Raw genomic sequence first — 25,805 nt, forward strand, 5'->3', positions numbered from 1 at the left:
TTGGTTATGGGAAAAACAGCAAGGCAATTTAATAAAACTTATATTGATTATAAAAAGAAATTTAAAAAGCCAATTCAACAAGTTTTGATGTTAATGCCATATACTTTTTCAGACGATGATATTGTTAATACATTTAAAGAGTTATATCCACATATGTGGGATGATTTGAATAAACAGTATAATTTTTGGCATAGCAAAAATATGGTTCTAATCAAGTATGGAAAAAAGAGCAGATATAATTTTAGAAAACCATATAATTTTATTTTAGATTGTGCTTTTCATAGTGCGAATAAACTTAGAAAAGATAAGAACAGAATTATTTTGGGAAAAGATGAGGTGGAAAATTTAAAGAATGAAATAAAGCAGCTATCAAAATCCAAATTTGATAAAAGAAAACAAAAAGTCGACGGCACATTAAGATTTATTCAAGAAATAGAACCATCATATACATCATTTTTTATAGATAGATATTTTAATACTTACGACTTGCATCAAAAATTAGAGATAATGAGAGAGCTTTCAAAATATAAATCATCAAATATTACGGAGTTTTTTTACAAGGTTAATTCATGTACGAGAAATTTTTCTTTAAAAATAGAAGCCCAAAACTATATTCAATCTATTGGATTACCATTTATGTTAAGACGTAAGAAAAAAGGTAAGAAAAATTATATTGATAACGAAATTGTAAAAATCAATTCAGGTCCTGAAGTTTTAAAACAGAGACTGTACGTAGATGATTTAGAAAAGGTGAAGAGATTTGATGTTTTTATATCTCATAATTCTAGTGATATGAATCAAATAGTTGAATTATATAAAAATCTAAATACAAAAGGATATGTGGCTTATATAGATTGGGTTAATGATAAATATGATTTGAAACGAGAATGGTGTAATGCTTCAACATCAGAAATTATTAAACTAAGAATACAGCAAAGTAAGATTTTTATAATCTTTTTAACAGAATCAACATTTAAATCGCAGTGGTGTCCATGGGAACTTGGATATGCAGATGCTCTGAATAAAAAAATTTATGTTTATATTTCACCTAATTTAAAAAATGTAGATATTCCTATTTTCTATAGAGGTTACACTGAAATAAAAAGTGTTGATGAAATTATAATAGAAAATAATTGAAAGGAGGTGGTTCTTTCCTCGTCTCTTTGTCCACATAAAATCTGTGGTTATTTGTATCTTATAAGTTCGTCCATAGTCGATTTTGTTTTACATTAGAGTATTCTTTTTTCTACAATTTATCAGGCTTAGTTAAAATGATCTTTGAATTCGCTAGCTAGGAATAAGTTTTTTTAGCTTTGAAATGAAAGTTTCGTGTAGTGCGATTTGAGATTTATAATTTTCGGGACATACTTTGTAAAAACCGTATCAATAATTAAAAACCTATTTTTACTAGTATCACTCTTGATTCTGTTTTGATCTAAGAAAAGCATGAAGTAGAAAAAATGGGTATAAAAATAGAAACAAATATGCTATGGCAATTATTGAGAAATATATCTATGAAAGATAAAGATATGCAAAATATAAAAGATTTTTTAGATAATGACATATATTTAGATATTATAAAAGAACTAGGTGTAGACAACTTTAATCAAGACGTACAAAGTGTTGAAGTAGAAGAGCTAAAAAATCGATTAAGACAGAGACAATTCTTACTAGAAGGCTTTAATTGTAAGGTGCTTTCAGAAAAAGAGATGGTGCAGTTTTACGAGCAAATGATAGAAGAATATGGAAAAGATATTATCCTTTGGAGTAAGAAGTTTTTGCAATATAGCGACGATACTATTGAGGAGTATCCTGATGGAGAATTTCCAAAAGGAGAGGCAATATCTGAGGAGGATGTATCAACTACAATTGAAATAGGAAAATATTCTAAAACGAGTATTGCTTTGTATATAATTGAGTTCGATCTCTTGAAGAATCATCAAGAGATAGTAGCTGACTATTATAAAAGATTGGGCATTCCTCGGGCCGCGAAATATGCAAAAGACATGATAGCATTTTATAAAGAGGTTTTTACTTTAGGTATTTAAATGTTAATGATTGAGGGCTGTTTTGTTACAGCCCCTTTTATGTTATACAAAAAAATTGGTATACTGATTTTAAGTTATAGATTTTGGTTTAAATAGTTGTTTGAAAATAGAGGTCCTATGAAAACAACAAGATCTTTTGGCGAGTATCCCAAATATTCTCTCCACGATGCAAGGGTACAGAAAATAGAATATGTAGATGGTAGTTTAATCTTTACATTTGACTATATTTTCTCTTATGAAAATGGTGTTGAACAAACTCATAAGGCTCAAGTTGTGTTTGAGACGTGCGATATAGATGATCTAGAAATTCTCGTCTTTAATAGTACAATATTAGATACTTTCACGGGTAAAAGAATTGAGTTGCCTCAGTATCAACAGGAATATGGTGAAAGTGAATTCGAGGTCATTACAGAGACTTATAACTGGGGGCGAGCTGTGCTGCAGGGGTGGTTAAGGAGTGAAGGGAATCTCGTACATTGTATAATGAACATATACTTTACAGGTGATATGGTATATGTAGTTGATGAGGCCTAATATGAGCGATTTAGATTTTACTATTTGCTGCACAGTTACTTTCTTCCGCAAGAAGAGGAGAACTTCACCGAATTTGAATAATGGAGAGTATTGCCCTCATCTTGTTATAAAGGGCTCTGAACAGCTGTTAGGTGTAAACTTTATTGATGGTGAGGATGTTATCTTTGATCAGCCGATACGAGCTAATGCTCTACCAATTTATGAAACTGTAGATTATTCATCCCTGCAAGCAGGTACGGAGTTCCTTATCATGGAAGATGGCAATGTTGTTGGTGAAGGGATTGTAAAAGAAATCTTTCAACATAAACCACATGAGAGAAAATAATTGTAGCGTATTATATCTATTGGTGGTTCTATAATCTTTAGAAAGGGCTTTTATGGCGATTACGTATACAGAAGAACGAAATTTTACACCTCAACAAACCGCAGAGTTGTTTCTATCTGTTCGTTGGGTGGTGGGCAAGTATCCTGATCGATTACACAAGGCGCTCATGAATTCGTCGCGCGTGATTTCTGCATGGGATGGTGACCGTTTAGTTGGTCTTATTCGTGTCATGGATGATAGAGAGTTGGTGTGCTTCATCAATTATGTGCTGGTTCATCCTGAGTATCATGGCCGCGGTATTGCTGGCCATTTGCTAGAAATGGTAAAAGAGGCTTACAAGTCTTACTTGTACATTAATGTTATGATTGGTGATAGCAAGAATGCACCATTTTACGAGAAGCATGGATTTAAAATTAAAGAAGATTCATTGCCGATGCAGTATCGGAACGTACCTAAATATACAAAAAGATAATTGGTCGGATAATCTGTATAGCAAGTAAGTGGTCAAATTGTTAATAAAAGGCTACACGTACGTAGAGTTACGTGTAGCCTTTGTTATGTAAACGGTATATACTTAAACAGATATGTAGATACGATGGAGAAGGATATGGATATATTAATACGAAAAGCGACAACCTCTGATTTAGATTTAGTGACACATATAGAAGCAACTTGTTTCCCGCCTGCTGAGGCGGCACCTCGTGAGGCTTTTAAGGAGCGACTAGACCATTATGCAGGTCAGTTTTTAATTGCCTTTAACGGCGATACACCTATTGGTTTTATCGATGGCTTTGTGTCTGATGATGAAATCTTAACGGATGAGATGTTCGCTCATGCTTCGCTGCATAATCCTAATGGCGCATGGCAAATGATTTTTGGCCTAAATACATTGCCTGAATACCGTAATCGTGGTGTTGGAGGTCAGTTGATAAAGGCTTTCATAGACTTGGCTAGAGAGGAAAACCGAAAGGGTGTTATTTTAACCTGTAAGGAAGAAAAGATACCTTATTATGCCAAGTTTGGTTTTGTAAATGAAGGTGAATCAGAGTCTGATCATGGCGGTGCCAAATGGTATCAGATGCGTGTTGCGTTTTAGCCATATAATTAAATACAAAAGAAGAAGCTGAAATCTTGCAGATTAGCATTGATTTCAGCTTCTTTTTTGTTGGGAAAAATATGTATTTTTGAAGGAGTCTAATTAACATTCATTAAATAAGATTAATTAAATAATTTCTTTAACTTGCGCCACACCTTTATCGGTCAGCATATAGTACCCATTTGTTACGTACAACAAGCCTTGTTTCTTAAGGTGTGATGCGGCTTGGTGTGTATAGTCTGGCTTCCAGTTCAAGTGTTCGTGAATGGTGCCGATACCATTTTCGATGGCCGCTACAGGTGTATTCATATGGGTATAGATGTGGCAGAGCATCATCGTTTCTCGATAGTGACGACGCAAGTGGCGTTGGCGAAGATAGGTTGCAATATATCCTGTCTTTGGGGTGCCAATAACGGCAATTAATAAGGCGAGACCGATCGTTGTTGCGATAGCGCCTGCAATGGATACGTCTAGGGTGAAAGCAACTTCCGTACCGATGACGGCACAGATAATGCCGATGATGATACTGCTAGTGAGCATGGCTTTCACAGAGTCCGTCCATAAATAAGCGATGACCGCAGGTCCGATCATGAGGCCGATAACGAGGATAGCGCCTACTGCTTGGAATGAAGCCACCACGGTAAGGGATACCATGGTCATCAGCACGTAGTGGATGAGGGCTGGCATAAAGCCGAAGAGCCCTGCCAATAGTGGATCGAAGGTAGATAGCTGTAGCTCCTTGTAGAAGAGCATAACTAATAGGAGGTTGATGACCGCTACCCCAAGGGAGATCCATAGTGATACAGGACCTAGGTCGGTACCGTTTACAATCCATCTGTCGAATGGAGCGAACGCGATTTCCCCTAGAAGTGCGGTATCTACGTCAAGGTGTGCGTTGCCGCTGTATAGACTGACGAGGATGATGGCAATGGAGAATAGAAGGGGGAAGATGATACCAATGGACGCGTCTTCGTTGACGAGGCCCGTGTTATGAATCATCTCTGTAAGCCACACCGTTCCTACGCCGACTACGGTTGCCCCTACTAGAAGCAAGGGAGAGTTTAAGTCTTCCGTTACAAAGAAAGCGAGTACGATGCCGAGGAATACGGTGTGTGTAATGGCGTCAGCCATCATGGACATGCGGCGCAGCACGAGGAATACACCCGGGATAGCGCACGCGATGGATACTGCGATGGCGATGAGTAAAATCTCTGTATGTACTGTCATGGTGCACCTCCTATGTGAGGCTGTCTACCCTCTGCTCTATATATCTTTTGTTGTAAATCGGCGGGACTTATCTTTGCAGTTTCTGATAATAAAGCTTGTTTTGATTGTTTGTTTCTACGATATTGCCACAAGATGCCTCTATTAGGTGCAAAAATAAGGCTCAATAGTACGATAACCGACAGAATGACGATGATCGCAGGACCTGTAGGCAGTTTTTGTACTGTTGTACTCCAAATGGTACCGCCAATAGCAGATACCATACCGAAACATCCTGCTAGTATACACATGGTACCTAGCTTGTTCGTCCACTGACGGGCCCCTACGGCCGGTGCAATGAGTAGGGAACTGATTAAGATAGCACCTACTGATTGAATGCCGATGATGATGGTCATGATCAATAGTGAACGATATAAAATGAGTGTAAAGGTGACGGGAATTTGCAATGTTTTGGCGTATTCTACGTCAAAGGAAATGAGCTTTAGTTCTTTCCAAAATAAGGCTGTTAAAACGATAATGATGAGCGCTGCCGCCGATGTAATGTACACATCGCGGGCTAATATGGTGGCGGCCTGTCCAAATATAAATTTTGAAAGCCCTGCCTGACCTGCATTGTTCAGACTTTGAAGGTAGGTGAGTAGGACCATACCAAGACCAAAGAAAGCAGATAGTATAGTAGCCAGAGCACCATCGAATTTGATTTTACTGTTTTCTACGGTGATGGTTATGAGCCACGCCGCAGTGATAGAGGACAGGGCGGCACCTATAATGAGTACCTCAATGTCTTTTATACCGGTCAGCAAGAATGCGATGACTACACCAGGCAGTGCCGCGTGGGAGAGACCGTCACCGATGAGGCTTTCCTTGCGCAGTACTGCAAATGTGCCTGCAATACCACTGGCAAGGCCTAAGAGAGCCGTGCCGAGCAATACCATCTGTGTCGTATAAGATTGGAGTATGGTCATACAATCCTCCCCTTGCCGTAGGTGCGCTCGATGGCTTCGTCAGTGAAGGTCTCTGCTACGGGACCATAGGCAACAGTTTGCTTATTGACCATCGTTACCCAGTCGAAATACTGAGGCACCGTATTTAAATCGTGGTGTACGACGATAACTGTTTTACCGCGCGCTTTCATTTCTTGTAAAAGAGAGATAATGGCGTGCTCCGTCGTTTTGTCGACGCCCTTGAAAGGCTCGTCCATGAGGTAAATATCCGCCTCTTGTACGAGGGCTCTCGCGAGGAATACACGCTGTTGTTGGCCCCCTGAAAGTTGACGGATTTGCCTATTTACATAGTCGCTCATGCCCATCTTTTCAATCATGGAGAGGGCCAGCTCCTTATCCTTTTTACTTGGTCGTTTGAACCAACCTAGATGACCATAGCGACCCATAAGTACAACGTCTAATACGGTAGTAGGAAAGTCCCAGTCTACGCTACCGCTTTGAGGTACATAGGCGATTTTCTTGTAATCCTTTTTGTCCATTGCAAGGTGGTGGTCGATATAAAACTTAACACTACCTGAGATAACTGTTAATAGGCCTAACATGGCCTTTAATAATGTAGATTTACCGGCCCCATTCGGGCCGACGATGGCCGCTAAGGAACCGATGGGGACCTTCATATCTACGTCCCATAATACGGGTTTTGTCGTATAAGCTACGGTCATATCTTCAACTTCAACGGCCCATTCCATAGAGACCTCCTTTTATCAATAGTGCTACTATCGCTGTATTGTTAGTAGTACTTGTACTTACATAGAGCGTACACTGTATGTCGTCCTTGTTTTGAAACGTTATTTGTTATTTAAGTGCTTTAGCGATGGTATCGATATTGGCTTTTACCATGCCGATATATGTGCCGCCTTCAGTGCCTTCAGAACCGAGGGAGTCGGAGTATAATTCGCCACCGATGGCAACGTTCCAACCTTTAGCCTTAGCTGCTTCTTGAACGGCTTCAATTGTTTTGTGTGGTACAGAAGATTCTACGAAGATCGCTTTAATTTTGTGATCTACGATGAATTGAACAAGTTCATTCACATCTTGTGTGCCTGCTTCTGTAGCAGTACTAACGCCTTGTAAACCTTTTACTTCAAAGCCATAAGCGCGAGCGAAGTATTGGAAGGCATCGTGTGCTGTTACGAGGACGCGAGATTCTTTAGGAATTGATTCTGCTTGTGTTTTGATGTATGCATCTGTTTCATCTAATTTAGTGAGGTATGCATCATACCGTTTTTTGAAATCCTCTTTGTGAGCTGGATCTGCTTTAGCAAGACCTTCGTAAACCGCTTTGGCAGCAAGTTTCCAGTTAGCTACATCGAACCAAATATGAGGATCTTTAGTTTTTACGCCATCTTCTTCGTCAAAGTCGAGTAGAGTAGCTGGATCAATAGCGTCAGACACGCGGATGGTAGCTTTATTTTGTTTTGTTAAATTGTCAAAAATGGAACCCATTTTACCTTCTAAATGAATGCCGTTGTACACCACAACATCTGCCTTAGACATAGTTGTTACATCGCCGGCGCTTGCTTGATAGAGGTGAGGGTCTACGCCAGGGCCCATGAGCCCTTGGACGGATACATGGTCACCGCCAATTTCTTTTACTAAATCCGTTAACATTGTAGTAGTGGCTACAACATTTAATTTTTTCTGACTGTCTTGGGCTGCATCCTTACCACAACCGGCAAGAGCTAATAACATAAGTGCTAATGATACGACGATTAGTAAGATTCGATTGAATTTCATAATAAACCTCCTTTTTATAGATACTAATTTTAAAAACTTTAATAATCTTGTGTGAGGGAAATTTTTTGCTCTAATAATGAATTAATTTGAAAAGGAATATTTCTCTGAATTTAAACGGAAAAATAGCCGCTACTAACGTAGCGGCTAGTGGCAGTTATACGTTCGTCTGCTTGGGTCATGATCATTTAGTGAATAAGAGCTTGTAGATGGTTTGGCCCAACGAGGGCAACGAGACCAAGTACTATCATGACCTTCATTTGAATACGCTTTCTACGTCTCATGATGAACCTCCTTTGTGTAGTTTTTTGTCATATCTACCTGATATGTAAGTCCGAACAGTTATCTTGTGTTCAATATATCATAAATGAGAAATTTTATCAATAAGAAAATGTTCTTTAAATATTCATCTTTATTTAGTATGATATTATTCATAGACTCAAAATAATTATTTTAGGAGGCTTATTATGAATAAATTATTCAGATTCACTGCGGCGGCTTTACTTGTTGCATCTTTTGGCGTATTAGGTAATTATACAGCTGATGCAGCTAAGTTCTTAGAATCTCCGCGAGAAGTGGAAATTGTAAAACCTGAGTTACCTGAGGTTCCTCAAACAGCTACCGTAGCACCTACTATGCGCGTACGCTTTTTGATTGATAAAAAAGGGAATGTTAAAAATGTATTCGTGGAACGTTCTTCTGGTTATGCTCCAGTTGACGAAGCGGTGAAAAAAGCCATTTTACAATGGAAGTTTACACCTGCTATTGGTATGGACCAAAAGGCTCATGAATCTATTATTGGAATGACAATTACTCTACCTAAACATGCTGTAACAGCTAAATAAGGAGAATGTGATGAAAAAAGTGTTGCGTTGTACTGTGTTATGCGCATTGTTTGTAACTAGTATGGTAGCCTCTGTGTTGGCGGCTCCATTCCAATTGCCTGTAGCCATATCTACTCCATCTGTAGATCAAATTAATATTGCTGGTTATGGTGATTCGATTCATAGTGCAGATGTGCGTTTTACCATTAATGAAGATGGTTCTGTAGGGGATATAGAGGTCGTAAAATCTAGTGGTGTTACTGCCCTTGATGAAGCTCTTGTTGAAAAAATTTCTACATGGCGGTTTACCCCTGCTACAGATTCCGATGGTAATCCAGTAGCATCTTCTAAAACTGAATATATTGATTTTAGAAATTAATATAAGGCACTCATACATTGTATGGGTGCCTTTTTATGTGCTGGTGAAAGTACTTAAGGATTTAATTATATTGGGTGAAAGTACTTAAGGGTTTAATTATATTGGGTGAAAGTACTTAAGGGTTTAATTATATGGGGTGAAAGTATTTTGTGGCTCAATTATCTTGAGAAATGTATCCACAGCAACTGAAAATTACTTTCAAAATAAGTACAATAAATGTATATTTAATATAGTAATAATATATTGTATATACTAATAGTCTTTGACCCATGGAGGTATAAGCATATGAATCCATTACAGCAAAAGCTAGATATTAATAACGAACGGTACAGAATTATTGTATCTATTAAAGAGGATTATTTAGACGGTAAATTATCCTTGGAAGAGGGTAACCGTATTTTAAAAGAAAAGTTAGGCACTTGTACGCCCGATGAGTTTGCTTATGCAGAGCAAAGTTTGAAAGGTGTCTATAAGGATGAAGAAATACTAGACAAGATGGATGATTTGTTGAATTTATTTGACGGTGTATTAGTGCGTGCCGAAAATGAGTACCCAGAGAATCATCCATTGTGGGCTTATTTAGAAGAAATTAATGCGGTTGAAAAGGTAGCTCTTGAAGCGGATGAATTGTTAAAACAAGATAAGTTTATTAAAAATCCTTGGCTTGGTGTTTTTGATTCCTTAGCAGAATGGCGTATCCATCTATCTCGTAAGCAAAATCAATTATATCCAATGTTAGAAAATCATGGGTTTGATCGTCCAACGCGGATTATGTGGACCTTTGATGATGGCGTACGCGATGCTATTTCTGCATCTTATGCATTACTTCGGGAAGATAAATACGAAGAGTTCTTAGCATCCGTGCCGGAAACATTGGCAAAGTTACGCGATTTGAACTCTAAGGAGTTAGAGGTTTTATTGCCAACATCCTTTAAATTATTAAGCGATGAAGAGTTTGTGCGCATGAGCAAAAATGACCATGAAATCGGTTATGCTATTATTAACGCACCAGGTTTATATGTCGTGCCAGGTATTAACGATTCCGCAGCCTCATTAAATGGAAATGCTGCTAGTCAAAATAGTGCAGTATCTAATGAGTTTCTAAATGATTTGGCAGGCTTATTATCTAAGTATGTAGGTCCTGTAGGTGGAGCACAAGTTGGCAAGGATACAGTCCTCGATGTGGCGACAGGCAAATTAACCTTAGAGCAAATCAATTTGCTGTTCCGTCATCTTCCAGTAGATTTGTCTTATGTTGATGAAAATGAACTCGTTAAGTTTTATAGTGATACGCCACATCGTATATTCCCGCGCAGTGCCAATGTTATTGGTCGTGAAGTGAAGAATTGTCATCCTGCTAAGTCTGTTCATGTTGTAGAAGAGATCGTAGAGAAATTTCGTTCTGGTGAGCAAAACCAAGCTGAATTCTGGATCAATAAACCGGGATTGTTTATCTACGTTATCTATACAGCGGTACGTGATGAAAATGGTAAATTCCGCGGTGTCTTAGAAATGATGCAAGATTGTACTCATATTCGTGAACTTGAAGGCTCTCGCACCTTGTTGACTTGGGATAAGACTGATTTTGTAGGAAATACAGATAATAATAGTAATGATAAATCCCTAGCTCAAGAGGCCGCAGAAGAGGTCGATGAAGAACCACTTACTACCGATGCAGATGGGAGATTCCATATCGATGCGAAAACTACGCTATCTAACTTAATCAAACAAAGTCCTGAAGTGGTAGATTATTTAATTTCTTTGAACCCTAAGTTTGAGAAATTGAAAACTCCGATGGTAAAGGTTATGGCTAAGGTAGCTACTATAAAGATGATCGCAGAGCGTGGTGATTTTAATGTAGATGAGCTAGTCGGCAAAATCGATGCCTTCATTAATAAAGCTAAAAAATAAATATGTTGCACTAATTCCAGATAAGCATGCATTAATTTCTTATAATTCATCTATTTTGTGTATACAAATTTGTCTGAAAAGGGTACAATAAAATATAATGAAAGTATTTGCCGAGGCAGTATTTTCTTATCTTAAACTACTTTTACAAGAGAAATTACGTATATATTAAAGGTGAGGATCTGGATACTATGTCGACAAGACGCGTTTGGAAGCAAAGTGAAATTAAAACAAACCCATTATTTTCTAAGATGCGCAGTACTATTGAAACTGCATTTTATGGAAACAATGTAACGCCTATTACATCTGTGGCACAAGCGTACCAATTGGCCACTGAAGAACCTGGTGTTATCGTCCTCGATATGTCTGTATATAAACCATGCGAGCAAGGTTTGCCAGCTGATGCAAAGGTACTTGTTACAAACGATGGTAAAACTACAGGCCGTTATGCAAAAGCTCGTCGCATTATTGGCGATGAAGGCATTGACGAAGTGGAACTTGCTAATATTGCACGTGATGCAGTCTATGATAGCCGTGGTAAAGAATGGATTTCTGCTGATACTATCGTAGGTCTTGATAAAAAATTTACTGCTCGTGCGCATTTGATGATTCCGAAAGACCATGCATCCATTTTGTATTCTTGGATCATGAACTTTAAGTTCTTTGATGCAGCCGTAAAAGAATTCTACAATGATAGTGTAGAAATTCCAGAAGGCGATATTTATATCTATTCTGATCCTGACTATGTGGTACCAGGTCATCCGGGTGGGCTTGCTATTTTTGACCCAGCTCATAACTGCGCTATGATTCTTGGTATGCGCTACTTCGGTGAGCATAAAAAAGGTACCCTTACATTGGCTTGGTCCTTGGCGAATCGTTTTGATTATGTAGCATGCCACGGCGGTATGAAACGTTACAATCTTGACAATGGTAAAAGCTACACTATCGGTGTATTTGGCTTGTCCGGTTCTGGTAAATCTACATTAACTCATGAAAAGCATGATGGTCGTTATGATATTTCTATCTTGCATGACGATGCGTATATCATTAATACTAATGACTTGAGTTCTATTGCTCTTGAACCTACATATTTCGACAAAATGCAAGACTATCCTGTGGAACATCCTGCTAATGAATTCTTGTTGACTCTACAAAATGTTGGCGTAACTATGGATGAGGATGGCCGTAAGGTTGTATTGGCAGAAGATGTGCGTAATAATAATGGTCGCGCTATTAAATCTCAATTCTGGACAGATAATCGTGTAAACTACGTAGATCAACCAGTTAATGCCATTGTATGGCTTATGAAAGATAAAACTTTGCCACCAATCCTTAAAATTAATGATCCTGTTTTGGCATCTACAATGGGTGCAACACTTGCGACACGTCGTTCTACTGCTGAAAAGCTGGATGCTCACGTTGATCCAAATGCACTTGTTATCGAACCATATGCAAATCCATTCCGTACATATCCATTGGTTCGTGACTATGAAAGCTACAAAAAATTATTCTCTGAATGTGGCGTACAATGTTACATCATGAACACAGGTTTCTTCTTGGAAAATAAAATTCCTAAAGAGGTAACTCTTGATTTATTGGAACGTTTGGTAGAAGGTGCATTGGACTTCAAACCATTCTATAAATATGAAAACCTCTCTTATGTTGAGGTTCCTGGTTTTGAACCACCATTCCAAGTGCGTGAATACCATCACCAATTACACAAAGCTTTCGAGTTCCGCTATGACTATGTAGAAAAACTTATTGGTCATAAAAACGAATTGCCTCAAGAGGTATTGGATGTATTAAAAACTCTAATGTAGTCTCAAAATTTATTAAATCCTCAATATAATATTGAGATTGTCTACCTGCTCAAATAAAAGGCCCTCCTTGTGGAGGGCTCTTTCTTTTGTGGTAATATATACTTATGATAAATCAATAATGTTTTGTTATAAGGTGTTTTTATGGATATAAAGGATATTAAATATATAAGTACCATCGTTGAGATGGCATCATTTTCAAAGGCGTCTAAAAAACTATATATCTCTCAACCCGCATTGAGTCAAAGTATTCGTCGCATTGAGGCTGAATTAGGTGTACCTTTATTTGTTCGAAATCGGACAAAGGTTGTACCAACCGCTGCAGCCTTACAAATTGCTAAAGAGGGTATGCCTTTAGTAGGAAAGGTAGAGGCTTTAACACAGTCGATCATTAATCAAGGGTCTGATGCGGCTTATCATGTGCGTATTGGATTATCTCAATTCTATGGTCATCATATGTTGGGAAAAACATTGAAGAGCTTTCAACAAATTGAGCCATCCTGGGAATTTCATGTAGTAGAAGGGGAGTCCCATTTTTTGGAGCAACAAATTTGTGATGGATTGGTTGATGTAGGTCTATTTCCAACACCAATTTACTCGCAAGCTCTTGAAAGTTATCCTGTGTTAGATGAGCAAATTTTATTAGCTGTTAGTGTAGAGAATAAAAAAGCTATAGCTATTGCTGACTCGCTCATGACACCGAATGGAATACATGAGATAGCGCCATTTGGGTCTTTCCCTTTTATTCTCATAAGAGAAGGCCTTAAGTTGCGAACCTTGGTAAATCGTCTATGTCAGGCTGAATCCTTTGTGCCTAAAGCGGTTATTGGTTCTGAGAATCTTGATACTTGTAGATCCTTGGTAGAAGATGATTATGGTATTACATTCTTACCAAGCACATTAAATAGTAAGGGCGATGATGATAAAGTTAAATTCTATCCTTTAGCATCAAAACTATGTTTCCGTCAATTGGTTCTTGTAGCGAGATCAGATAGAGCAAAGCGATTCCATTGCCTGAAGTGGCTCAAGTTATGCAACAATTCTTATAAATTATACAGATGGAATGTTAGAGTATTAAGTACTGTTTGCAAATAATAATTCATATAAAACAATATATAAATATAGTATTCTATAGATAAAAGAGGTTAATTCCCTAAGTTTACAGGAATTAATCTCTTTTGATTTGTGAAAGAAAACTGAAAATATCGAATTTGATAAATATAGTAATTACAATGTTTTTTGAAGTAAATGAGTCAAAAAATTCTCAAAATTTAATTGACAAATGTCCTGTCAAAAAATATACTTAAATTAGGTTAAAACATATTTAGGAGATAGGATTTAAAACCCACAAGTGTGGTGGATTTAAAAAATAAAATAAAAGTAGAATATGTTTTCTTATTATTGTTAACTGGCCTACGTAGGCCCCTAGGAGGTTTATTATGAATAAAGATGTGGAAAACAAAAACACCCATGACCACAGCCATGGCGAACATCATCACCATCATGATCATGACCATCATCACCATGACCATGACCACTGCCATTGTGGCGGTCACCATCACGATCACGACCATGATCATCATCATGACCATGACCATAGTCATGGTAAAGCGTTGCCAACGGATAAATGGGTGCCACACACTCATGAACCAGGGGTACCTCATGAACATGGCGTAAACGATTACATGAAAGCCGTTGCTGAGTATCGTAAAACTTGGCCTACAAAACAAGATGTTATCGAACAAACACCAGATCCAGCTGTACGCGAAATGATTCTTCGCATGGAGCAAATTGGTTGCGATACAGTATTTGACCGTTTCGATAAACAACAACCACAATGTACTTTCGGTATTGCAGGCGTATGTTGTCGTGTTTGCTTCATGGGTCCATGTAAAATTACACCTAAGAGCCCTCGTGGTGTCTGCGGTGCTGATGCTGATCTTATTGTAGCTCGTAATATGACACGCGCAGCAGCTGGTGGCTTAACACAACATGGTGCGCATGCTCGCGAAATCTTGATTTCTTTGAAAGCTGCTGCTAACGATCAATTGGATATCCCAATTTTAGGGGAAGAAAAAATTCGTACTGTATGTAAAGCTTTCAACATCCCTGAAGAAGGTCGTTCCTTAAAAGAAGTGGCTAATGACTTGGCAGATGTTCTATTAGAAGATTTGAGCCGTGCATTGCCTGGCGAATATAAAACAATTACAGCGTTAGCTCCAGCTGAGCGCCGTGAAGTTTGGAAAAACCTTGATATCTTACCTATTTCTGCGTACAATGAAGCCTTTGATGCATACCATCGTACATGTGTAGGTACAGATGGCGATTGGGAAAGCAACATGAAACAATTCTTGCGTTGTGGTCTTGCTTTCACATTCACAGGCGTAGTAGCAGCGGACATCGCAACAGATGCATTGTTCGGTCAAGGTGGTCGTCGTACATCCAAAGTTAACATCGGTGCATTGAAAAAAGGTTATGTTAACATCGCTGTTCATGGTCACTTGCCAACATTAGTATCCCAAATTTGTACAATTGGTGCCTCTGAAGAGTACTTAGAAAAAGCAAAAGCTATCGGTGCTAAAGGTATCCAATTCTACGGTATCTGCTGCTCTGGTTTGTCCAGCATGTACCGCTACGAAAACGTTATTCCATTGTGTAATGCTATCGGTGCGGAACTTGTACTTGGTACAGGCGCTCTTGATTGCTGGGTAGCTGACGTTCAAGACGTTTACCCTGCTATCATGGACGTAGCACGTTGCTTCAACACAAAAGTTATCACTACATCTGATGCAGCTCGTTTACCAGGTGCAGAACACATCGGTTACGATCATCACCATACAAACTTGTCTGAAACAAAAGAATTGGCTCGAAAAATCTTGGATCGTGCCCTTGAAGCGCATGAATTGCGCAAAGGCATGCCTGTATTCATTCCGCCATATGAAATCACTGCTGAAGTTGGTTTCTCTCCAGAATCCACTGTTAAACATTACGGTTCCTTCAAACCATTGGCAGAGGCTTTAAAATCTGGTAAAGTTCGTGGTATTGTAAACGTAGTAGGCTGTTCCAACCCTCGCGTTATCTACGAAAAAGCAACTGTAGATATCGTTGATACACTTATCAAAAATGGCTGTATCATCTTAACAAATGGTTGTGCATCCTTCCCATTAATGAAACTTGGTTACTGTAATACAGATGCTATTAAGAAATGTAGCCCTGCATTACAAGAGTTCTTGGGCGATGATCAACCACCAGTATGGCATGTCGGCGAATGTGTAGATAATGCACGTTCCTCCGGTATTTTCGCTGGTATTGCAGGTGAATTAGGTCTTAACTTACCACAAATGCCATTTGCAATGTCTAGCCCTGAATGGTCTAACGAAAAAGGTATCGATGCATCCCTTGGCTTCCGCTTGATGGGGATCAACTCTTACCACTGCGTTGAGCCACCTACACAAGGCTCTGATGCTGTTACAAAATGGCTTAAAGAAGACACTAAGGACATCTTAGGTTCTGTTATGTATGTAAATACTGATCCTGCTAAAGTAGCTGAAAAAATCTTAGCTGATATCGATGCTAAACGTGCTGCTTTAGGTTGGGCTGAAGTAAAATAGTTTATCCTTTGATAGATTATAATTTGTAGTTACGTATAAAAACACCCTCTATAGATCTTATAGTTATTATGACTATTAGAATTAAGAGGGTGTTTTTTATTGTTTATGGATAGATTTTTTACTAGACTTGTATTAGCCGTAGTATAATGTACTAATTGTTTTAGATCTATTAAAGTGTGATGGTTTCACCATCTTCAGGCACTGCTACATGGCTTTCAATGTTGTTGCCTTTGATAAATTTGCGCACATCATTACGACTTGTTGCAGTATGATTAACTGTATCCATGTGAACTGCAATAATTTTAGCCTCTGGTTTGCGTACCACCATGCGGCCAATATCTTTTGTACCCATAATAATACTATCTTCAAAGCCTAAAATTTGAGCATATCCTGTATTCATAATAATAACGTTAGGGTCAAAACGATGCAGTGCTTTGTCTACATCGCTTGTCCACATTGTATCGCCTACAAGGTAAACTGTTGGTTCGTCCTGTGCTTCAAAAATAACGCCCATCGCATCGCTTAATAATTGCGCGAGATCTGGATTCGTATACATTTCTACCGTGCCGTGAGAGCCACCTGTTTTTCTTAATGTAATACCATTAAACTCTAGACTTTCAAAAATGATACGTACATCATTAAAGCCTTGTGAAGTAATAAGTTCTTTATCCTCTGTATTTTGTACAAAAATAGGAAGTGATTTTGGAATAGCATTAATTGCCGTATCATCCCAATGGTCAAGATGTGTGTGTGTGACTACCACTGCAGTTACATTGCTTAATAGATTGTCCATTGATAGAGGTAAATCAACTATAGGCATTCTTTGTTGATAGTTAAATGTTCCTTCAAAGCCAGGATAAGTATTTTTTGGTGCTAAAAATGGATCAATAAGGAATGTTGTATTTTTTATTGTTAATTTTCCTGTAGCATTTCGAATGTGAGTATATTGTGTCATAGTTATCTCCTTAATTAAATTATTGTCGATTTAATTGAATAGATTATTATTTGTAATCTCTAGAACTAGTGTACCTTGTTTTGTTATACTAGTCTCAACAATAATTAACACTATGTTTATTAATAGACACATTGTATAAAAGTGTCTATATTGGAGGTTATATGATAACTCGAAAAGAAATGACACGTATGTTGTTAAAAGAAGGCTTGCTTAGTTATTTAGCAAACAATTCTTTTGAGTCTATAACAGTAACATCGTTGTGTAAAGCTTCGGGTATAACCCGTTCTACTTTTTATTTACACTATAGCAATATCATGGAAATTGTTGATGATTTAGTGGATGATGCAATTTCCTATTCACGCCCAGGAATGGTAGATAATAATAATTTACAAATTATAGCTAAAGCCTTATCAGCTGCTTCTAATTCTGTTTCGTTGAGAGAAGCATACGATTCTATTTTTGATAGATTGCCTTTATGTCAGCGTATTATACGACATAAAAAGTATTTACCTTTATTTTTAGATGAACAAATTTCAGAATATGTATTACAACGCATTATAGGACGTGAAAAAGATCGACAAGGGCTCGTTATAGCAGAATCTCTTGGTATTTCGTTTGATGTTGGGGTATCTGTTTTTGTATTTTTAGTACACGGTCTATATGCTGTTAATAAACAATATAAGTGGTCTCAGAGTGATGAGTGGTTAGAAGCTCAGAAAATTATTTTTGAACTAGTTTATCGTGGATTACAAAGAAGATAGAATTTATACACGCTTATATTTTGAGATTCATTAAAGTTTTATACAACGAAAAAAGGACTCCAACTGGAGTCCTTTTTTCATGTAAGGGGAGTGTTAGTATTAATATCAAATGAACCATGTATTTAAACAAGTAGTAGGTTTGGGGTTAGTAATACTTGTCGGGAGATAAATACACGTATGGTAACCAGGGAATTGTTACCTCTATTTATCATTTGACATTGTCATTATAAGAACAAAAAATGAGTTGAAAATGAAATTTTTTAAGAAATTTCTTTTAATTTCTTGAAATTCTAAAAAAGATAATAATTAAGTTTAATTATTGTTGATAAATATGGGGCAATTTTGGTATTATATATAAAGGAGAAGTTGTATATTTTATAAAGGTTTAATGGCTATTAAAGTTTTATAAAGTATACAGCTCTAAGGCATGAGAGGAGCAGTCATATGAGGAAAATATTAACCATATTGTCCCTTTTGTGGCTACTCAGTATAGGGGGGACCGCTAACGCAACGGACTGGTATTATGTTGGACCAGATGCGTCAGGAAACCAATTATTTATTGACAATGACAGTGTTCAAAAAAGTGATTATGATGCGCTTTTGTGGCTGCGGGTCAATGAACTGGGTGGCGACGAATTGCGATATAAAGTGTATATAAGTAGATATAATCGCACCATGGAAACGTTAAAGGTAGATGCGTACATGGCAGACGGTACACCTTATGAAAATGTAGAGTATAATGAAAACCCAGAACCTATTGAAGGCAATACAAATGGTCAAGCCATTTATAATTTATTATGGCAATAAAAGAACCATCTAGCACAGCAAACTAGATGGTTCTTTTTTATATGTGTAAAAAATTTATAAATCTTAGGAATATTTTTTATATACAACATCCTCAAATGAGAATGGTATATACGAAAATTTAAACTTGGGCAGAATTGCGACTTAGCTCCAAGTCTTGAATCATTTGGAGATCGTCTTGTGGAGAACGACCACCAGTTGTTAAGTAGCCACCAACCATGATGCCGTTAAGGCCACCTTTTAAAGCATAAGCTTGTAAGTCACGAAGATTTACTTCACGACCGCCAGCTGTACGAATCAATGCGTTTGGCAAGATGAAACGGAACACAGCGAAGGTACGTAAAATATCTAGAGGACGTAATGCTTTATTACTTTCAAATGGTGTACCTTTAACAGGATTTAAAATGTTGAGTGGTACAGAGTCAATATGCAAACGTTTAAGCTCGAATGCCATCTCTACGCGTTGTTCTAATGTTTCATTAAGCCCGAGGATGCCGCCAGAGCAAACGCGAATACCTGCTTTTTGAGCATTATCGATAGTAGACATTTTATCTTCGTAGGAATGGGTTGTACAAATATCTGGGAAGTGACTAGGTGCTGTTTCGATATTGGAGTGGTATCGAGTTACACCTACTTCTTTTAATTTGAGAGCTTGTTCGTAAGTTAACAAACCAAGAGAACAGCAAATTTCGAGACCTACTTCGTTTTTAATACGGTCTAATACGCGAATAATTTGGTTAAATTCGTTTGGGTTATTAGTATTACGACCACTCGTTACGATAGAAAAACGAATAGCGCCTGCTTCTTTAGCTTTGCGCGCCGCATCGAGGATGCTTTCATCATCCATGAATGGATATACTTGGACACCTGTTTCGTGATGGGCAGATTGGGCACAGAATTTACAGTTTTCAGGACATTTGCCAGATCGTGCATTTACAATGGCGCATACATCCACGGAGTTGTCATTGAAATGCTGGCGAATTTTATCGGCCATAGCAAGTAGAATCATCGTATCATCATCAGATGTATGAATTAACTCGATTGCTTCTTCTTTAGTAATTTCACCACCATGCATAATACGATTAGCTATGGTAAGAATTTTTTCGTATGTTCCCACCTGGGATGGTTGTTGATCTGTAGGCAAAGCCATAATAGCCTCCTAATTGTTAACTTAATAAAAACATAAAATATTGACAATTTGATTGTAAACGTTCGTGTATAAATTGTCAACTTAATGTATTTTTAAGTTAACAAAAATGTCGCAGTAGGTTTTAGACCATTTTTAATACAGGTAAGGCGTATAGTTTAAATCTAATGGGAGATACTATATTTTAGTATCTATTTTGATAGATTGATTGATAGTTATTTTTAAGTAATCTTTACGGTTTTGTAGTATAATAAAATATTGTAATTACTATATATAACTATAATAAAAGTACTAATACAAGGAGTGGATATAGATGCAGCCATTTCGATTTATACACTGTGGTGACCTGCATTTAGGGGCACCCTTTCAATATGCTACAGGTATTAGCCGCGCCGTTGATCGCGCCGTGAGCGAAGCTACCTATGTAGCTTTTGATACAATTATTGACACTGCTATTGATGAGCATGTTCATGCCGTTGTCATAGCTGGTGATATTTATAATAGCGAAGATCATAATCTAGAGGCACAGGTGCGATTTGTGCGCGCCATGTATCGTTTGGCGGAACATCGCATTGCAGTATATATGGTGCAAGGTAATCATGATCCTGCTGAAAGCTGGAAGGCTCAATTGCAGATGCCGGATAATGTGCATGTATTCTCTAGTGAACAAGTACAACGTTTCCCATTAATTGTTAACAATATAGAAATTGGTGGCGTTTACGGCATTAGCTGTGGCCATGGTAATGAAAGCGACAATTATGCGCGCCAATACCGTGCCTTTGAACGAGATGAGTTTTCTTTGGCTGTCATGCACGGTACGGTAGGTTCTAGTGCAGGCTCTGAAAACCATAATGTGACCGGTCCATGCAGTTTAACTGATCTTGCAGAGGCGGCTATGGATTATTGGGCATTAGGACATATTCACAAATCTCAAGTTCTTAGCGAGGAACCTCTTGTTGTTTATTCCGGTAATCCTCAAGGTTTACACCGCAAGGAAATAGGCGCTAAGGGGTGCTATCTCGTCTCTGTATCTCATAATGGTCATTGTGAACCTCGTTTCATTGAAACAAGTGCAATCCGTTTTGAAGAAATCAAAATTGATATTGCAGGCATGAAAACGGAAGCAGAATTTTTAGAAATTTTACGCCATAAAAAAGAGAATCTCCGTAAGCAATATAAGAAAAATATCTTGCTTTCCATTGTTCTCGTAGGTACTGGTCCGTTGCATCGTTTATGTACACAAGAAGGTGTGCGCAAATTATGGTTGCAAGAGTCCCAAAGTGAAGAGAAAAGCAAGTCTATATTTGTTATGCCTTATCGCATGATCTGTAATACGCGACCTAGCATTAATTTGGCTGAACGTAGATTGTTATCCGATGTAGTAGGGGATTATTTACGCGCCTATGATGATATGGTTGATGGCAATGCGGTACAGACGGTACGTCAAATTTTGGCAGAACGACCTGAGTTTAAACGCTTAGGTGTATATGCCGATTTGTTGAGTGATGAATTATTGCTTCGCGCCTTGAAGCGCTGTGAAATTGAAGGTGTTACTGTATTGATGGGGGCTAACGATGAACATTAAACGCATACGATTTGATGAATTTGGCCCGTATCACAACTGGTCTTTCACTACGGGAAATCATGGTGTTCAGCTCATGTATGGACCTAATGAAAGTGGCAAAACATCTCTTCTTGAAGGGATGCGCACCCTTTTATTCGGTGGTACGCATAAGGCTTATGGGCCTATGACGGGTGCCCTTGATGTAGAGCGTAATGGTGAAAGCTACTACATTGGTCGTAAGGGTAAACAACTAGACTTTTACAGTCCAGGAAATCCAGCCATTCATGAGGAGCCAGCTCAACACTGGTGGCATGGTATTGATAAAAAAACATATAATCGAATTTTCGGATTGACTCTTGATGATTTACAAGGTCTCGATGTTCTACAAGAGGTAGAGGTTCGGTCTCGCTTCTTCGGTGCTGAAGGGGGCGAGCATTTAGGCTCGGTTGTAAAAGATGTGGAAAAAGGCGCTACTGATCTATTAGTAGCTTCCTCTAATGGTAAACGCCGCATCAACGTGTTGATGGATGAACTTAAAGAAAATCGTCAAAAGTTAAGCCATTTAGCCGAGCATGAAACGCAATATGTAGAACTGCAAAAGGTCTTTCACAGTACTGAGCAGACTGAGGCAGAATTGCAAGGGCAGTTGCAAGAGTGGAAGGAATACCGCGACGGTATAGATATGGTATTGCGCGCGTGGGATACGTATCGCCGTAGCGAAGAAGCGCGTATGCATATGCAACAGTACAATAGCGAGCTTGCCTTGAGTCGTGATGAGTTCCTTCGCATCGATGAGGAAATTAAACGAGCTCGAGACAATATGCAGTTGTGGCAAGAAAAGGAAGCGTCTTTGATGCCAGCCAACTTTAGTCCTGATAGTCCGTTTGGTACGTATGGTCAAGATATTGAAGACCTCATCCAACAAGGGGCTAAATGGGAACAATTGCGCCGGGAGTGTGAAGAAGGGGATGCGTACATCTTCAAGGTGCGAGAACAATTAGAATTCTCTCGATCCATGCATTCTGCATGGCGTGATGATGAACCGATGGCCGATGATGTGAATTGGTTTGAAGGTGAGCGCTTAGCAAGTCGCTTGCGCACTGCTAAAGATCAATTATTACATTGGCAAGATCGCAAGCCTGCTGAGGCCTCTGATGATTTGCCAGCAGCCAATCTCGACGGAGCATCGTTACCAAATTACAGTGAAGAGGATTTGGCGAAAAAAGAGCATCTCGAACGTGAACTAGAGCTTATCTTGATGGATATTGATCGAGTTACAGAAAAACGGGATAGCTATGGTCCTGATGCACAACCGAGTAATTTGCCAAAGTGGTTACAACGCATTAGTGGCGTAGCTGCAGTGATTGGCGTTTTACTCGTATTAGCAGGCTTATTAGTATTAGAGTCTGTACTTTATACGATTGGCGGCTTTGTACTATTAATCCTATCTATGGCATTGTTCTGGTATGCTACATGGAGACGTCATAACGGCAATTCTGATGTATCTAAATTGAATTATGAGTTACAAATCTTGTCATCTCGTAAATCTGATGTAGAACATCAGTTAGAGGCACTTGTGAAAGCCACAACACCTGTGGTGAGTCCAATTCCATCCATAGAGGGCGCAGCGCATCTTGATCGTTGGGTCCAAGAAGGTCATACGTTGCAAGCTATTTATGATGAAGCCCTTGCAGCTTGGCAGAATTGGTTGCCTCAAGGTGCGGCGAAGAGCCTTAACGAAGATGATTTCTTCGGTCTCAAACAAGAGTACGATCAGTACCATGAACAGTTACGTACTATTGAAGGTTATGAAAAGCGCTTAGCAGAGCACAAAGAAGGCTTACGCGTTATCGAAGACCAAGCCATGACCTTGTGGTATAACCTTGGTGTTGAGGCTCCTGTATCTCCTACAGAGTTAAAACGTATTTATAACCAATATAAAAACTTTCAACAAAATAAAATTGTATGGGAACAAAAGGAAGCACAACGTAAAAGCTTCCGCAATGAATACGATAATTGGCACCGCAAAGAAAAAGAATTGCTACTTCGTCAACAAGAGCTATTGCACAAGGCTGGCATGGAAAGCTCTAACGAGTATCGTCAACATCTTATCGATGAAGACCAATACAAGCAATGGCAAACCATTTACAAGCAAAGTCAGGTACAGTTAGATTTATTAGCTCCTGATGCAGAGAATAAAGATTTATTCTATCGTCGCTTGCGTGAAGACAATAAGGATAATTGGCTTGATGAATTGGCGCATTCTGAACGAGAAATAGCATCCATTGAAGACAAGTTGGCAATATTATATGAGCGCCGTGGTCAAATTGTGGAGTCTATGCGTGCCCTAGGTTCTGACCAAGAGCAACACCAAATGCTTCAAGAACGGGAAGCGCTGCAAAATGAATTAGAATCTGCTCTCGAAGACTGGGCTACCCAAGTGTTGATGAGCCACTGCATGGATAAGGCTCAACAGTCCTATGAGCAAGAAAAACAGCCTCATATGTTAGAGCTTGCATCTTCTTATATAGAACGTTTGACTGGCGGTATCTATACCTTTGATATTCTCGGGATCAACGAAGGCGTAGCACTGGTTAGTGGCAATGGAGAACGCTTAGAACTTAAGTTCTGGTCTAGTGGCTTAGCCGACCAAGTATACTTGGCATTGCGCCTAGCATTAGCTAAGGTATTCTCTTACCAAGTTGAATCCTTGCCAATTATCCTAGACGATATTCTTGTGCGCTTTGATGAAAACCGTCAACGTAGTGCATTAGAACTATTAGCAGAAATAGGCAAGAACCAACAAATCTGGTTGTTTACATGCCAACGCTCTGTATTTGATATGGCTCAATCCGTTACAGGCATTGATCGGCATAGATTAAGTCGCAATTAAACGTAACCCCTGTGAAGGTATATAGCTTTCACAGGGAATAGTAATGACAACGTTATAAGTGATGTAACTAAAGTAACTGTTTTAGTTATCATAGTGTGTTAGTATTGATTAGAAAGAAAGGGGTTGAGTACTTGAATACAGCATATTTAGATATGATCCAAGGTAAGAACCCTGGTGTAACACCTGTGTGGTATATGCGCCAAGCTGGTCGTAGCCAAGCGGAATACCGCAAAATCAAAGAAAAATATACGCTCTTTGAAATTACAAAAGAGCCTGAGTTGTGTGCTCGTGTTACAGAGCTACCTGTAAAAGAATACGGCGTAGATGCAGCCATCCTTTACAAGGATATTATGAGCCCTATGGTAGGGATGAATGTAAACGTAGAGCTCAAGGCGGGTGTGGGCCCTGTGTTTAATACACCAATTCGCTCCATGGCTGATGTAGATACATTAGATACCTTTGACCCTACAAAGGTAGATTATATCGGGAAAACGATTAGGTTATTAACATCCGGTATGCTCGACGTTCCGCTCATTGGATTCTGTGGCGCACCATTTACGATTGCGTCTTACCTCATCGAAGGGGGACCAACAAAGAATTATAATAAGACCCGTGGCATGCTTATAGGTGCACCAGATGTATGGAATGCATTGATGACAAAGTTAGCAGATATGTCCATTGAATATTTGTCTATGCAAGCCGAAGCCGGTGCGAATGCATTACAAATTTTCGACTCTTGGGTTGGTGCAGTGAATGCGGACCAATATAAACAAGGTATTTATCCTCATATGGAACGCATTATTAAGACTGTGAAGGAGCGATACCCTCACTTGCCTATGGCTATGAATGGTGTTGGTACCGATCATCTCGTATCTATTTGGTCTCATTTGCCATTGGATGTAATCGCTCTTGATTGGCGTAGCTCCATCGTTATGGCTAATGAACGAGGCGTAACGCAAACGGTACAAGGTAATCTCGATCCAGCCTACTTATTCGCTGATGAAAAAACATTAGCTCATGAAGTGGACCGTATCTTACTTGATGGTGTTCGTTATGGCCGTCATATCTTTAACTTAGGTCATGGCGTATTCCCAGAGGCGGATCCTAAAAAGCTCCATTGGCTTACAGACTATGTACATGAACGCAGTCGTGAATTATGGGCACAAGAGGGGTAAGC

The 25,805-nt window shown here is 38.7% G+C and carries 23 protein-coding genes; 17 read left to right on the forward strand and 6 right to left on the reverse strand.

Features of this window, described 5'->3' with window-relative positions:
- Positions 1-6 precede the first annotated feature (6 nt).
- From VEIT17_RS00910 to VEIT17_RS00935, 6 genes are all read left to right on the forward strand, one after another.
- A complete protein-coding gene (locus VEIT17_RS00910; RefSeq protein ID WP_178884279.1) occupies positions 7-1,137 on the forward strand; it encodes a toll/interleukin-1 receptor domain-containing protein in 1,131 nt (376 codons plus the stop codon).
- A 377-nt stretch (positions 1,138-1,514) separates the two neighbouring features.
- Positions 1,515-2,048: a hypothetical protein gene (locus VEIT17_RS00915; protein WP_242013272.1), complete on the forward strand. Its 534-nt coding sequence runs from the start codon at positions 1,515-1,517 to the stop codon at positions 2,046-2,048.
- Between the two features lie 117 nt (positions 2,049-2,165).
- On the forward strand, positions 2,166-2,582 hold the full coding sequence (locus VEIT17_RS00920) for a hypothetical protein (protein WP_178884281.1): 417 nt from the start codon (positions 2,166-2,168) through the stop codon (positions 2,580-2,582).
- Position 2,583: 1 nt separating this feature from the next.
- Positions 2,584-2,907, forward strand: a complete 324-nt coding sequence (locus tag VEIT17_RS00925) for a hypothetical protein (RefSeq protein ID WP_178884283.1) — start codon at positions 2,584-2,586, stop codon at positions 2,905-2,907.
- Between the two features lie 52 nt (positions 2,908-2,959).
- Positions 2,960-3,379 (forward strand): GNAT family N-acetyltransferase, encoded by a 420-nt coding sequence (locus VEIT17_RS00930; protein ID WP_178884285.1) that lies wholly within the window; start codon positions 2,960-2,962, stop codon positions 3,377-3,379.
- A 135-nt stretch (positions 3,380-3,514) separates the two neighbouring features.
- Positions 3,515-4,003: a GNAT family N-acetyltransferase gene (locus tag VEIT17_RS00935; protein WP_178884287.1), complete on the forward strand. Its 489-nt coding sequence runs from the start codon at positions 3,515-3,517 to the stop codon at positions 4,001-4,003.
- Positions 4,004-4,129: 126 nt separating this feature from the next.
- On the opposite strand, the gene VEIT17_RS00940 is transcribed toward VEIT17_RS00935, so the two are convergent.
- From VEIT17_RS00940 to VEIT17_RS00955, 4 genes are all read right to left on the reverse strand, one after another.
- Positions 4,130-5,230 carry a metal ABC transporter permease gene (locus VEIT17_RS00940; RefSeq protein ID WP_178884289.1) on the reverse strand — a complete coding sequence of 367 codons (1,101 nt, stop codon included), beginning with the start codon at positions 5,228-5,230 and terminating at the stop codon, positions 4,130-4,132.
- Complete coding sequence (locus VEIT17_RS00945) at positions 5,227-6,192, reverse strand: metal ABC transporter permease (RefSeq protein ID WP_178884291.1); 966 nt, start codon at positions 6,190-6,192, stop codon at positions 5,227-5,229. The genes VEIT17_RS00940 and VEIT17_RS00945 overlap by 4 nt, the downstream gene beginning before the upstream one ends.
- On the reverse strand, positions 6,189-6,920 hold the full coding sequence (locus VEIT17_RS00950; protein ID WP_005381419.1) for a metal ABC transporter ATP-binding protein: 732 nt from the start codon (positions 6,918-6,920) through the stop codon (positions 6,189-6,191). Before VEIT17_RS00950 ends, VEIT17_RS00945 begins: the two co-directional genes overlap by 4 nt.
- A gap of 106 nt (positions 6,921-7,026) precedes the next feature.
- Positions 7,027-7,968 carry a metal ABC transporter solute-binding protein, Zn/Mn family gene (locus VEIT17_RS00955; RefSeq protein ID WP_178884293.1) on the reverse strand — a complete coding sequence of 314 codons (942 nt, stop codon included), beginning with the start codon at positions 7,966-7,968 and terminating at the stop codon, positions 7,027-7,029.
- A 464-nt stretch (positions 7,969-8,432) separates the two neighbouring features.
- Here VEIT17_RS00955 and VEIT17_RS00960 point away from each other — a divergent pair, with 464 nt between their 5' ends.
- From VEIT17_RS00960 to cooS, 6 genes are all read left to right on the forward strand, one after another.
- The gene (locus tag VEIT17_RS00960; RefSeq protein ID WP_005387612.1) at positions 8,433-8,810 is read left to right on the forward strand and encodes an energy transducer TonB; all 378 of its coding nucleotides are present in this window, start codon (positions 8,433-8,435) and stop codon (positions 8,808-8,810) included.
- A gap of 10 nt (positions 8,811-8,820) precedes the next feature.
- Positions 8,821-9,168, forward strand: coding sequence for an energy transducer TonB (locus VEIT17_RS00965; protein ID WP_178884295.1), 348 nt, complete (start codon positions 8,821-8,823; stop codon positions 9,166-9,168).
- Positions 9,169-9,453: 285 nt separating this feature from the next.
- Complete coding sequence (locus VEIT17_RS00970; protein ID WP_178884297.1) at positions 9,454-11,079, forward strand: PAS domain-containing protein; 1,626 nt, start codon at positions 9,454-9,456, stop codon at positions 11,077-11,079.
- A 188-nt stretch (positions 11,080-11,267) separates the two neighbouring features.
- A complete protein-coding gene (locus VEIT17_RS00975; RefSeq protein ID WP_119206262.1) occupies positions 11,268-12,896 on the forward strand; it encodes a phosphoenolpyruvate carboxykinase (ATP) in 1,629 nt (542 codons plus the stop codon).
- A 141-nt stretch (positions 12,897-13,037) separates the two neighbouring features.
- Positions 13,038-13,988 (forward strand): LysR family transcriptional regulator, encoded by a 951-nt coding sequence (locus VEIT17_RS00980; protein ID WP_242013273.1) that lies wholly within the window; start codon positions 13,038-13,040, stop codon positions 13,986-13,988.
- A gap of 344 nt (positions 13,989-14,332) precedes the next feature.
- Complete coding sequence (gene cooS, locus VEIT17_RS00985) at positions 14,333-16,504, forward strand: anaerobic carbon-monoxide dehydrogenase catalytic subunit (protein ID WP_178884299.1); 2,172 nt, start codon at positions 14,333-14,335, stop codon at positions 16,502-16,504.
- Between the two features lie 169 nt (positions 16,505-16,673).
- On the opposite strand, the gene VEIT17_RS00990 is transcribed toward cooS, so the two are convergent.
- Positions 16,674-17,459 carry an MBL fold metallo-hydrolase gene (locus VEIT17_RS00990; protein WP_178884301.1) on the reverse strand — a complete coding sequence of 262 codons (786 nt, stop codon included), beginning with the start codon at positions 17,457-17,459 and terminating at the stop codon, positions 16,674-16,676.
- 161 nt (positions 17,460-17,620) lie between these two features.
- On the opposite strand from VEIT17_RS00990, the gene VEIT17_RS00995 reads away from it, so the two are divergent.
- Positions 17,621-18,220, forward strand: a complete 600-nt coding sequence (locus VEIT17_RS00995; RefSeq protein WP_178884304.1) for a TetR/AcrR family transcriptional regulator — start codon at positions 17,621-17,623, stop codon at positions 18,218-18,220.
- 444 nt (positions 18,221-18,664) lie between these two features.
- On the forward strand, positions 18,665-19,027 hold the full coding sequence (locus VEIT17_RS01000) for a hypothetical protein (RefSeq protein ID WP_005387626.1): 363 nt from the start codon (positions 18,665-18,667) through the stop codon (positions 19,025-19,027).
- Positions 19,028-19,145: 118 nt separating this feature from the next.
- Here the strand turns inward: VEIT17_RS01000 and bioB are convergent, their stop codons facing one another.
- Positions 19,146-20,174: a biotin synthase BioB gene (gene bioB / locus VEIT17_RS01005; protein ID WP_024066934.1), complete on the reverse strand. Its 1,029-nt coding sequence runs from the start codon at positions 20,172-20,174 to the stop codon at positions 19,146-19,148.
- Positions 20,175-20,484: 310 nt separating this feature from the next.
- Here bioB and VEIT17_RS01010 point away from each other — a divergent pair, with 310 nt between their 5' ends.
- The 3 genes from VEIT17_RS01010 (at position 20,485) to hemE (ending at position 25,803) form a co-directional block, all read left to right on the forward strand.
- Complete coding sequence (locus VEIT17_RS01010) at positions 20,485-21,756, forward strand: metallophosphoesterase family protein (protein WP_178884306.1); 1,272 nt, start codon at positions 20,485-20,487, stop codon at positions 21,754-21,756.
- Positions 21,746-24,628, forward strand: a complete 2,883-nt coding sequence (locus VEIT17_RS01015; RefSeq protein ID WP_178884308.1) for an ATP-binding protein — start codon at positions 21,746-21,748, stop codon at positions 24,626-24,628. The genes VEIT17_RS01010 and VEIT17_RS01015 overlap by 11 nt, the downstream gene beginning before the upstream one ends.
- A gap of 131 nt (positions 24,629-24,759) precedes the next feature.
- Positions 24,760-25,803 carry a uroporphyrinogen decarboxylase gene (hemE, locus tag VEIT17_RS01020; RefSeq protein ID WP_060923927.1) on the forward strand — a complete coding sequence of 348 codons (1,044 nt, stop codon included), beginning with the start codon at positions 24,760-24,762 and terminating at the stop codon, positions 25,801-25,803.
- Positions 25,804-25,805: the final 2 nt, after the last annotated feature.

The sequence above is a fragment of the Veillonella nakazawae genome, from assembly GCF_013393365.1.
Taxonomy (GTDB): domain Bacteria; phylum Bacillota; class Negativicutes; order Veillonellales; family Veillonellaceae; genus Veillonella; species Veillonella nakazawae.